The organism is Streptomyces sp. NPDC102462, assembly GCF_044765425.1.
Classification (GTDB): Bacteria; Actinomycetota; Actinomycetes; order Streptomycetales; family Streptomycetaceae; genus Streptomyces.
On the sequence record NZ_JBIWKB010000041.1, the window covers coordinates 72,672 to 84,407 of the forward strand.

The 11,736-nt window shown below is 71.3% G+C and carries 6 protein-coding genes; 3 read left to right on the forward strand and 3 right to left on the reverse strand.

Features of this window, described 5'->3' with window-relative positions; translation table 11 throughout:
• Window positions 1–51: 51 nt before the first annotated feature.
• Entirely contained in the window at window positions 52–1,476 is a 1,425-nt protein-coding gene (locus ACIRFL_RS29775) for an MFS transporter (protein ID WP_404034405.1), read from the reverse strand.
• 447 nt (window positions 1,477–1,923) lie between these two features.
• Between ACIRFL_RS29775 and ACIRFL_RS29780 the strand changes: the two genes are divergently transcribed.
• From ACIRFL_RS29780 to ACIRFL_RS29790, 3 genes are all read left to right on the forward strand, one after another.
• Window positions 1,924–2,850, forward strand: a complete 927-nt coding sequence (locus tag ACIRFL_RS29780) for a DUF3027 domain-containing protein (RefSeq protein ID WP_404034407.1) — start codon at window positions 1,924–1,926, stop codon at window positions 2,848–2,850.
• A 414-nt stretch (window positions 2,851–3,264) separates the two neighbouring features.
• Window positions 3,265–6,456, forward strand: coding sequence for a sacsin N-terminal ATP-binding-like domain-containing protein (locus ACIRFL_RS29785; RefSeq protein WP_404034409.1), 3,192 nt, complete (start codon window positions 3,265–3,267; stop codon window positions 6,454–6,456).
• A 294-nt stretch (window positions 6,457–6,750) separates the two neighbouring features.
• The gene (locus tag ACIRFL_RS29790) at window positions 6,751–7,686 is read left to right on the forward strand and encodes a hypothetical protein (RefSeq protein WP_404034411.1); all 936 of its coding nucleotides are present in this window, start codon (window positions 6,751–6,753) and stop codon (window positions 7,684–7,686) included.
• Between the two features lie 93 nt (window positions 7,687–7,779).
• On the opposite strand, the gene ACIRFL_RS29795 is transcribed toward ACIRFL_RS29790, so the two are convergent.
• Together ACIRFL_RS29795 and ACIRFL_RS29800 are read right to left on the reverse strand one after the other, a co-directional pair.
• Window positions 7,780–8,079 carry a hypothetical protein gene (locus tag ACIRFL_RS29795; protein WP_404034413.1) on the reverse strand — a complete coding sequence of 100 codons (300 nt, stop codon included), beginning with the start codon at window positions 8,077–8,079 and terminating at the stop codon, window positions 7,780–7,782.
• The coding region (locus ACIRFL_RS29800; RefSeq protein WP_404034415.1) for a DUF6531 domain-containing protein at window positions 8,076–11,736 on the reverse strand (3,661 nt) is incomplete at its 5' end. The genes ACIRFL_RS29795 and ACIRFL_RS29800, both read right to left, overlap by 4 nt.

Sequence of the window (11,736 nt, forward strand, 5' to 3'; positions counted from 1 at the left end):
ATCGGGCACCCCTGGGGCGCCCCCCACCTGGGGGGCGGCGTGCCCGGTTCGTTACGCCACTCGCGGCCGGGCCGCCCCGCCGTGCCGGGCCGAGGCGAGCAGCCCGCGCACGGTCGTCAGCCAGCCGACGGCCACGAGGACCGCGGCCACGGCCAGGCCCAGGGTGCCGTTGAGCGGCATCACGATGCCGACGGCGCCGCCGAACACCCACGCCATCTGCAGCAGCGTCTCCGACCGCGCGAACGCCGACGTGCGGACCGGCTCCGGCACGTCCCGCTGGATCAGCGCGTCCAGGGACAGCTTGGCCAGCGCCTGCGCGAACCCGGCGACCGCGGCCAGGCACGCCACCAGGAACGCGCCGAAGAACACCGCGGCGACGACCGCCGTGCCCAGCGCCACCGCGACCACGGTCACGATGATGATCTCCGGTGCCCGGGACCGCAGCCAGGCCCCGACCGCCGTGCCGAGCGCGTTGCCCGCGCCGGCCGCGACGCCCACTATCCCCAGCGAGACCGCCGCGCTCTCGCCGGTCAGCGGATGCTCGCGCAGCAGGAAGGCGAGGAAGAAGATCAGGAAGCCGGACAGGCAGCGCAGCGCGGCGTTCGCGCCCAGCGCGTGGGTGACGGCCGGGCCGACCGTGCGCAGCCCCGGGCGCCTGGCGCCGGTGCGGCGCGGGCCACGCAGATGCTCCGCGTCCGCGGCGAGCAGCGCGACGTCCTCGCCCTTGGCGGAGTCGACCTTCCGCGGCAGCGAGAACGACAGGAACGTACCCGCCGCGAAGATCACAAAGGCGCCGTACAGCGGCCAGGGGTCGCCGACGGCGTGCAGGCCCGCCCCGATCGGAGCGGCCACCCCGGTGGCCAGCAACCCGGCGAGGGTCACCCGGGAGTTCGCCTTCACCAGCGAGAAACGGGGCGGCAGCAGCCGGGGCACGACCGCGCTGCGCACCACGCCGTACGCCTTCGACGCCACGAGCACCCCGAGCGCGGCCGGATACAGCTCCAGGCTGCCGCTCGCGACCGCCCCGGAGATGATCAGCGCCAGCAGGGCACGGGCCAGCATCGCGGCGGCCATCGCGGCGCGCCGGCCGTGCGGCAGCCGGTCGAGGAGCGGGCCGATCACCGGCGCGAGGACCGTGAACGGGGCCATGGTGATCGCGAGATAGAGCGCGACCCGGCCGCGGGCCTCGTCCGTCGGCACCGAGAAGAACACGGTGGAGGCGAGCGCCACGGTGATCATCACATCGCCGGCGCCGTTGACGGCGTGCAGTTCGATCAGCTTGCCGAGCCCGGACTCGCCGGCGCCGTGTGCGTGCGTGGCCCTCCTGATGCCGCGGGCCGCTCCGGCGAACGGGAGGTGCAGGGCACGGCCGACCGCGCGGACGGCACCGCCCATACGGCCCGCACCGCCACCTCGACTGCTCCCCTTCACGCCGCCGACGCGGGCGGTGCCCTGGGGCGACCTCGCGGCTGCCACGACGTTCATAGTGCCCTGAGAATCCTTTTCCTAGAGCACTTGTCGCCGAGCGAGTCGGCGGGACCACAACCGTGGAGTGAGTGAAGGACCGGCCGAAGAGCGAGGGACGTCGCTGGTGAGACGGGTGGCGGGGCCCGGCCCTGGTGCGGGTCCGGAGCGCGGGAACCGGCGGCGGCGCGACCGGACGGCCGGTGGCGCCACGGCCCGCCGAGGACCCGGAGGCGGACCGGAAACGGCGTCGGGCGGCAGTGAAGCGGCCGTCGGTGTAGGCCGAACGCACACGAACAGGTAGCGTGCGTATCTCAGCCATCCCGCAGAATGGATGGCAGAGGTGCGCCCGAGCGCGATCGGACGCGGACGTCGATGCGGCCCACAGGTCCGCTCCGTCCGCCCCACCGCCTTCAGGCAGGCGCACCCGCGAGACGGCGTAGGAGAGAAGCGATACCTGTGAGCGCAGCGACAACGCGAAGCCGCACCCCCGACCGCCTGTGCGCCGAGGCCGTCGACCTCGCCCGCGCCGCAGCCGAGGAGGCGGCCGCGCCCGGCGTGGTCGGCGAGCACACCGGGCTGGTGTCCGAGGGCGACCGCGTTGTCACGCACTTCTTCGAGTGCAAGGAACTGGGCTACCGGGGCTGGCGCTGGGCGGTGACGGTGGCCCGTGCCTCGCGCGCCAAGGTGGTCACCCTCGACGAGGCGGTCCTGCTGCCCGGCCCCGACGCGCTGCTCGCGCCGGAGTGGGTGCCGTGGAGCGAGCGGCTGCGGCCCGGCGACCTGGGCCCCGGCGACCTGCTGCCCACCGAGTCCGAGGACCTGCGGCTGGAGCCCGGCTACTCCGGCGAGGACGAGCCGCCGGTGCACTCCGCGGTCTCCGAGGAGATGGCGGAACTGGCCGAGGCGGAGGACGCGGAGGTCACCGCGGGCGCCCCCGCGACGCTCCCGGCGGCGCCGGCCCGCGGGTCGATCGCTGCGGTGGCGGAAGAACTCGGCATGCGCCGCGCCCGGGTCCTGTCCCGTTACGGCCTGCACCTGGCCGCCGACCGCTGGGAGGAGGCGTTCGGCCCCCGCACGCCGATGGCGCAGGCGGCGCCCGCGCCCTGCGTCAGCTGCGGCTTCCTGCTGCCCCTCGGCGGCTCACTCGGGCAGGCGTTCGGCGTCTGCGCCAACGAGTTCGCCCCGGCGGACGGCCGCGTGGTCTCCCTCTCGTACGGCTGCGGCGGCCACTCCGAAGCGGCCGTCATGCCCAAGCCGCCCCAGCCGGCGGCGCCGGTCATCGACGAGACCCGGGTGGACCCCTTCCCGCTGCGCCCGGCGCCGGACTCCGGCTCGGTACCGACGATCACCGACGAGTCGACGGCGGAACTCGGCCACTCGTAGCCTCGGGCTCCGTTCGCGGTGATCCGCTTGCCTGTGCCGTCGGTCGTCTGCGGCGCCGTTGTAGCTGGTCGCGCAGTTCCCCGCGCCCCTTTGGGGCCGGGCTGCAACCGGCTCGCCTGGGCTGTCGGGTCGCTCGGGGTGTAATCCGCTCGCCTGTGCCGTCGGTCGTCCGCGGCGCCGTTGTGGCTGGTCGCGCAGTTCCCCGCGCCCCTTTGGGGCGCTTGGGACACCGCTGCGTACCGGGGGCGCCGCGGGGGCCGCTTCCGGCGTCTGCTTGGGGGTCGCGCGCGGGTGTGCGGGGCTACCTTGGCAGCACACCGTGGTACGGGTTCGCCGTTCGCCCGGCCGGACCCGGCACCCCGGTGCCGCAGGAGCGGTACCTTCGTCGTCACCGCCCCGACGAGGAGAGTGAACGTGAGCAAGTTCGTGCGGCCCGCGGCCGAGGGTGCCGACCCCTTCGGCACGGCCCGTCTGCGCCGCGGTGTCCTCGACGCCTGGGCCACCAGCCCCGCCCGCTTCCGCGAGGACGCCAACGCGGAGGAGGACCTGGTCCTCGGCGGCTACCGCGACCGGCTCGTGATCGAGCTGGCGCAGAACGCCGCCGACGCCGCGGCCCGCGCCCACGTGCCCGGCCGGTTCCGTCTCACCCTCCGCGACGGCGTCCTGTTCGCCGCCAACACCGGCGCCCCCCTGGACGCGGCCGGAGTCGAATCGCTCGCCACCCTCCGCGCCTCCGCCAAACGCGACGCCGACGCCGCCACTGCCGAGGACACCGGCGCCACCGGCGCGGAACACGGCACCGTAGGCCGGTTCGGTGTCGGCTTCTCCGCCGTGCTCGCCGTCACCGACGAACCCGCCGTCGTCGGCCGGCACGGCGGCGTCCGCTGGTCGCTCGCCGAGGCCCGCCAACTCGCCGCCGACACCGCCGGGCGCAGCCCCGGCCTCGGCGACGAGATCCGGCGCCGCGACGGACACGTACCGCTGCTGCGGCTGCCGTTCACCGCCGAGGGCACCGCCCCGGACCCGTACGACACGGTCGTCATCCTGCCGCTGCGCGACGCGGCCGCGGCCGACCTCGCCGAACGCCTCCTGCACGCCGTGGACGACGCCCTGCTGCTCGCCCTGCCCGGCCTGGCCGAGGTCGTCGTCGAGATCAACGGCGACGCCCCGCGCACCCTGCGCCGCAGCACGGACGGCACCGGCACGGTCGTGGCGGACTCGCGCGACGGCACCACCCGCTGGCGTACCGTCGCCGCGCACGGCCCGCTCACCCCCGATCTGCTCGCCGACCGCCCGGTCGAGGAACGCCTGCGCCCGCACTGGTCGGTGACCTGGGCCGTGCCGGTCGGCCCCGACGGCGCCCCGGCCCGCCCCCGCACCGCGCCCGTCATGCACGCCCCCACCCCCAGCGACGAGCCCCTGGGCGTCCCCGCGCTGCTGATCGCCTCCTTCCCGTTGGACACCACCCGCCGGCACGCCGCGCCGGGCCCGCTGACCGACTTCCTGGTGCAGCGGGCGGCGGACGCGTACACCGAACTCCTCGCCGGCTGGCGGCCGGTGACCGAGGGCATCATCGACCTGGTGCCCGGGCCGCTCGGCAAGGGCGAACTCGACGGTGCGCTGCGCCAGGCCATCCTGGAGCGCCTGCCGCGGACCGCGTTCCTGCCGTCGGCCGCCGAGGCCAAGGAGGACGACGCCGAGGACCTGCCCGAGACGCTGCGCCCCCGGGACGCCGAGATCGTCGAGGGCGCGGGCGCCGACACCGTGCACGTGCTCGCCGAGGTGCTGCCCACGCTGCTGCCCGGCGGCCTCGAACGCCGCGTGGAGCTGCGCACGCTGGGCGTCGCCCGGCTGCCGCTCGCCGACGCGATCGACCGGCTGGCCGGGTTGGAGAAGGAGCCCGGCTGGTGGCGGCGGCTGTACGACAGCCTGGCCGGGGTGGACCCGGACCGGCTGTCCGGACTGCCCGTCCCGCTCGCCGGGGACACCGGCCAGGGCCCGGGAGCGGTGCGTACCACCATCGGCCCCCGGCAGGTGCTGCTGCCCACCCCGGACGCCGCCCGCATCGATCCGGGAACGCTCGCCCGGCTCGGCCTGAAGGTCGCGCACCCCGACGCCGCGCATCCGATCCTGGAGAAGCTGGGCGCGCTGCCCGCGACCCCGCGTGCCGTGCTGACCACGCCCCAGGTGCGCGCCGCGGTCGCCGCCTCCCTGGACGAGGGGGGCGCGGTCGGCTGGGAGGAGGACGCCCCGGACGCGGAGGAACTGGCGGACACCGTCCTCGCCCTGGTCCGGGACGCGGGCCTGGAACCGGGCGACGAGCCCTGGCTGGGCGCCCTGGCGCTGCCCGACGAGGACGGTGAACTCGCCCCCGCCGGTGAACTGGTGCTGCCCGGCAGCCCGTTCGCCCGGGTCATCCGCGAGGGAGAACTGGCCGCCGTGGACGCCGAACTGGCGCAGCGGTGGGGCGAACAGCCGTTGGCCGCCTGCGGGGTGCTGGCCGACTTCGCGCTGGTGCGGGCCACCGACGTGGTGCTCGACCCGGACGAACTGGAGCCCCGCGAAGGGGACTTCGCCGAACCGGACGACGCGGGACTGCTGGACGCCGTGGATGTGTGGTGCGAGGACGTCCTCGACCGGTTCCCGGACACCCCGGTGCCCCCGGTCGCCACCGAACTGGTCGCCGTGCGCGACCTCGACCTCGTCGACGACGACCACTGGCCCGAGGCGCTCGCCCTGCTCGCCCGCCCGCCGCTGCGCGACGCGCTCACCCAGCCGGTACGCATCCTGCTGCCGGACGGCACCCACGAGGTGGTACGGCCGTACACGGCGTGGTGGCTGCGCGGGCACCCGGTGCTGGACGGCCGACGGCCCGCCGGGCTGCTCGCGGCGGGCGGCGACCCGCTGCTGCGCGGGCTGTACGACGAGGCCGACGCGACCGGTTTCGCCGACGAGCAGGTGCTGCGGGCCCTCGGCGTGCGCACGTCGGTCGCCGCGCTGCTCGACGAACCGGGCGGCGCCGCCGAGCTGTTGGACCGGCTCGCCGACCCGGACCGGGCCGTCACCCCCGCCCAACTGCACGGACTGTACGGTGCGCTGGCCGAGCTGGAACCGGAGCAGGTGACCCTGCCGGACGAGCTGCGGGCCGTCGTGGACGGTCGGGTCGAGGTGGTCGACGCGGCCGACGCCGTCGTCGTCGACTCGCCCGACCTGCTGCCCTTCACCGCGGATGTCCCGCTGCTCCCGGTGCGGCCCGCCCGGGCCGCGGAGCTGGCGGAACTCTTCCAGGTACGGCGGCTGAGCGAGTCCGTCACCGGGCAGGTGGACTCGGCCGGAACCGAGCACGAGGTGCCGGACGCGGTACGGGTGCTGCTCGGTCCGCGCACCCCCGGCAGCTATGTCGAGCACGAGGAACTGGTGGTCGACGGCGTCGACATCGACTGGCGGCTGACGGCCGACGGTGTGCTGCACGCCGCGACCCTGGAGGGCGTCGCCGCCGGACTCGCCTGGGCGGCCGGCCAGTGGCCGCGCCGCTTCGAGGTAGCGGCCCTCCTGGAGGACCCGTCCCGCACAGAAGAACTATCCCGAAACCGCTGGTTCGACTGACCCCACCCCCACCCCGTCCCAGGCGCCCCGGATCACATCTGGCACCTGGCCCGTGCCCGCTGTCCGGGCCGTACCCGACGCCCGGGCGGCACCCTGTGGTGACGTTCCGCGGGGCGCCTAGGTGTGGCGGGCTCGGTAGGACGCTCACAGATTCTTCAAATTCCGTACAACCATCGCCCTCCGTCGTGGATCTGATCAGCTGAGTCAACAGACTCCACGATCACTTGGGCCCCGCGGTGACGAGCCGCGCGCGACGACCGCCGGCGGGGTCCCTCTCTCCATGCAGGGGAACGCATGCGCATTCGTGCCACCGTGGCCGCCGTCACCGGCGCCCTGGCCCTGTCCGCCCTCGCCGTTCCGGCGGCGCACGCCGCCGGCGGCTCCTCGTACGACCGCGACGACGTCGTGAAGGCCGCGCAGGCCGCCCACCGGGCCGCCGCCGGCAAGTCCGCGTTCAGCACCGCGGGCGCCCAGGACACCGGCGTGCCCTACGCGCTGGACCTCTCCTTCTCCAACGTGAAGATCAACAACGGCAAGCCGATCGTCGTCGGGACCACCAACAAGGTCCGCGTCCCGGTCAGCTACACCGTCACGCACGCCGCCGACATCGACCTCCAGGCGCCCGACTTCGCGCTGGACGTGGAGATCTACCGCGGCTCCTACACCGACCCGAAGAACTTCCTGATTGGCGACGACTGGCCGACCTGCGTCGACAACTCGGCGACCAAGGCCACCTGCAAGGGCACCATCGACGTCTACCCGGACTTCGAGCTGACCAACGCGGACGCCACCACCTGGAAGGCGAACGGCTACGCGATCGACTTCAACGACCAGGACCCGACCTCCGACAACATCGACTGGAGCAAGGTCGGTTACGCCGAGCAGGACGCCCTGGCCACCACCAAGCTGCAGCGCTTCTCCAAGCTGACGGTCGACGCCTCGCCGGAGCCGGTCAAGAAGGGCAAGTCCATCACGGTCACCGGCAAGCTGTCCCGGGCCAGCTGGGACGACGGCAAGTACCACGGCTACGCCGGCCAGTCGGTCAAGCTCCAGTTCCGCAAGAAGAGCTCCAGCACCTACACCACGCTGAAGACCATCAAGTCGAGCTCGACGGGCACCCTGAAGACCACGACGAAGGCCACGGTCGACGGCTACTACCGCTACAGCTTCGCGGGCACCTCGACCACCCCGGCGGTCAGCGCCGCGGGCGACTACGTCGACGTGAAGTAACCCCAGAGCGGACCCACCCCCTTCGGCCCCGGGAAACCCCGGGGCCGAAAGGCGTGGGGCGAATGCGTGACGGCGTCCCCCTGAACATCTCGGTCAGGACTCCCAGAAGGGCGAACCGACCCGGATGCGGATCTGGTGGTCCCGGTCCACGTGCATGGCGACGACGCCCTCGACCCTCTCCCCGACTTCAGGCAACGGCACGGGCGGAGCGTCCGGGTCGTTGATCGTGCCGTCCGGGTTGTACGACAGAAGGTCGAGGAAACCGTGGACCCCCGGAGCATCGTCAAGTTCGAGGAATACCCCGAATGGGAACCGGTCCTTTACCCTGCCACTCGCGGCGGCCCCCAGCGGATATCTTCTCTTCGCCGCTTCCCAGATTTCGTCTTCGCTCACTTGTGTCGCACCCTCGGGTATTGATTCAGCTCTTCAACGACATTGTTCGGGATTTCCAGCTCTTTTTCCGGCCCGCCTTCGTAGTTCCGCTCGTACTTCTCGTACTTGGCGGAATATTCCGACTTGGGGATCTTGATCTCGATTACACCTTCACCGTAGGATTTCGCATACTTCTCGGCGACATGTCGTTCCTTTGCGAAGTACACCCTACCGTTGGGGTAGGCGTAATCCGGACCATCCGGATCGCCGGGGAAATCCTCCTCCCGGTATCCGTACTTCTCCTGGTACTCGCCCTGCTTGCGCCCCGGGGCCTTGAAGATGGACTGTGTGCACTCCTCCGGCGAAAGACCCAGGTGGTCGCTCCAGATGTCCGGGTTCGGAACGTAGGCCATGGGGTTGGGTGCGGGAGCGAGACCGAGCGGATCCGCGGTGAGGTAGCGTCCGGTCTCGGGGTCATAGTGCCGGAAGTAGTTGTAGTGCAGCCCAGTTTCCGGATCCGCGTACTGACCCGGGAATCGCAACGGTGTGTACGTCGTGCTACCGGCGGCCCAGGCCGTTGCGCCCCATACGGTTCTCCGTGCCTGCCAGCATATCTCGCCAGTTTCGTCGAGGAGTTCCGTAGGAGTACCGACGAGATCGGTGACGATAGAGAAGAAGCGCGAGTCGATTTCGCTCTGGGGTGCATCAGTCGCGGAAATCCGCTCGGTCTGCGCGACCGGGTGCAATCGCTGGTGATCCCAGGTGAGAGTCACTGGGTTAGGGAACTCCGGCAGGGTGGTCGTCTGCTCGCACAGCGTGCTGCCGTCCCACGCGAAGACGGTTTGCTCCACGACGGATTCGCCGTCCCGGCTCAAGCGCTGCTTCGCCGTTCTGCGTCCGAGCGGGTCGTACTTGTAGCGCCAGTGTGTGCCATCCGGCGTGATGACGGCTGTGAGGCGGTCCTCGGCGTCCCACACGTAACGCCATGTGCTCGGCTTGCGGGACAGGCGTGTCTGCTGCCGAAGGACGACCCGGCCCAGCGAGTCGTGCTCGTACCGGAACCGTCCTGCACTGATGATGGCGGTGCCCGCGTAGCTGCGGGGCCCCGCACCATCATGGCTGGGGTGGGAGCCGGGGTATGCGGCGTGAGTCTGGTTGCCGGCATGGTCGTACGCATAGGCTTCCGTCCAGCCGTGGGCCCGGACAGCGGTCACCCGCCCCGCCCCGTCCAATTGGATATCGCGCATACCGGAGCCGTCGTCCTCCACCGCGATGAGGTTGCCGTCGGCGCGATAGGAATAGGCCCGGTGCTGGACCGGCCGACCGGCGGCCGTGGTCACCGACTGTGCGACAAGACGCCCCAGTTCATCGAAAGTGCGGGACAGGGTGATGTTGTCGCCAAAGCGCCTGGCCGTCTCCCGGCTTGTGGGGGAGCGCTCGAATTCGATCACCTTGCCGGATGTGACCAGTCGAACCAGGTTTCCCACGGCATCGTGGGTCCGCGTGCTCACCGCGCCGGAGGGCGTGGTACGGCCGACACGGCGCCCCGCCCCGTCGTAGACGAAGGTGAGAGTGCGCCCGTCGACGTCCTCGGACAGCGGTCGGCCAAGAGGGTCCCGCTCGATGGTCAGTGTGGAGTCTGGGCCGGTGGCGCGGACAAGGCGGCCGGAGGCGTCGTGAACGAAGAGGGTGACGGCTCCGGCAGCATCTTTGCGTACGATCCGGCCGAGGACATCGCGTTCGAACGACACCGTCTGACCGGCGCTGTTGGTACGCGAGGTGAGATGTCCCGTGGCGTCGTGCGTGTAGGTGACCGTGCGCCCGTCGAAGTCGGTCTCCGAGACGAGGCGACCTGCGGGGTCGTACGCGTAGCTCCAGGTCATTCCGACCGGATCAATGACCTGCGTGAGTCGAAGTGACGCGTCGTAGACGAACTCGTGCCGAGTGCCGTCAGGCGCAGTACGTGCTGCCAGCAGGTCGAAGTGTGTGTACTCGAAACGCGAGATCTGCCCCAACTGGTCGGTGTGGCTGGTGCAGTTGCCCTCTCCGTCATAGGCCCACGTCTCGCTTGCGCCGTCAGGGGTGGTCCGGCGGGTCATTCGCCCTTCCGGGGACCAGGAGAGTCGCGTGGTGCGCCCTTCCTCGTCGGTGATCTCCACCGGCCGCCCCATGGCATCGCGTTTCCAGACGACCTCGGCTCCGAGGGCATCCGTGATCCGCAGGGGAAGACCGAAGGGGTCGCAGCGGACCGTGGTGGTATGCCCCAGGGCGTCAGTGATCGTGGCAATGTGCCCTGCTGCCGTGTATGTAGCACGGTCGACCTGTCCCGTTGGGTCGACTATGGCCGAGCAGTTGCCCTGCGCGTCATAGGAGTACTTCCAGGAGGCGCCGTCCGGCAGGTCGATGGCCGTGGCCAGATTGAGGTGGTTGTAGGTAGCTCGAACCACACTGCCGTCGGGGCGGGTCACTTGAACTGGCTGGCCCAGGGGGTTGTTGACGATATATGTGGTACGTCCGAGCTGGTCCGTCGAGGATACGAGATGGTGCTGGTCGTCGTACGCGGTACGCGTCATGCCGCCCAGGGCATCGATCTCGGCTACCACCAGGCACGCCTCGTCGATCACATAGCGCGATGCGGCTCCCTCGAACGAAGTGACCTCGGTGATCCGGCACCCGGACCACGCGGGATCCGTCAGGTCGTACGAGAAGGTATGGGAGAGGTGCCCGTCAGCACCGCCTTGGGCGACGCAGCGGTCCTGGTCGTCGTAGGCGTAGACGTAGCGACTGCCGTTGGAATCCCGCCATGACGTGATGTGCAGGCACTCGTCGTAGGCGAATTCCGTCGTCGCCCCGGACGAGTTGGCCACTGACGTCAGAGCTCCGTCCGTGTAGCCGAAGCGCTTGAGCGTCAGGTCTGAGCCGCGCTCGCCCGCGCCGACCAGGCTCAGCGCGGTAACCCTGCCCTCGGTGACCGTCAGGGAGAGGTGGTAGCCGCCTGAGTGGCGGATCGCGCTGGGGGCGCCGTCTGCGTCATAGTCCAGTTCGAGGGTGTTGTGGTTACGGTCGGATATGCATTGCAAGAGGGCGATACCGCCGACGGCCGGGGCGAAACGACGTCTCCAGCCGGTGATGGGATCGTCGACGCAGTAGCCACCGTCGTCCAGACGAGTAAGGGGCCAGTGGGGGCCGGAGTGAGGGCGAACACTGCTCTCCGGCCCCTCAGGATGGGGGTATTCGAGGAGCATGCCGTCCTCGGTGACGAAGACCAGGCCCCGCTCGTCGATCTCAAGCCGCTGGTCGACTGTGGAGGCCCACGATGGACCGAACCACCACCCCGTGCGGTACCCGGATGCCACTCGACGGGTGAAAGCAAGCGGCAGAGCCGCCGGCAGGAGGACGTCCGTTTCGGCCAGGAACATGTGGCCGGTGGCCACGTCAACCGGGTCACCACAGCCTTTGACCTTGCTCTTGACGCGGTTGTAGGCGCCCTTGGCGCCGTCGGCCAAGGCCGTCCTGGCGTTCTTGGCCAGCCCGCGCACGCTCAGCGCCATGCCCTTCAGGCCGCCCTTGCCCAGGGTTTTGGGGCCCTTGGCGAGTTTGCCGAAGCTGGTGATGCCCTTGCCGCCGGGTATGCAGTCCAGGGCCGCGAAGGCGACGTCCCACAGGGATGCCTTGCCC

Coding starts and splice junctions, on each gene's coding strand:
- ACIRFL_RS29790 (WP_404034411.1), top strand. CDS start 6,751: ATGCGCATTCGTGCCACCGTGGCCGCCGTCACCGGCGCCCTGGCCCTG.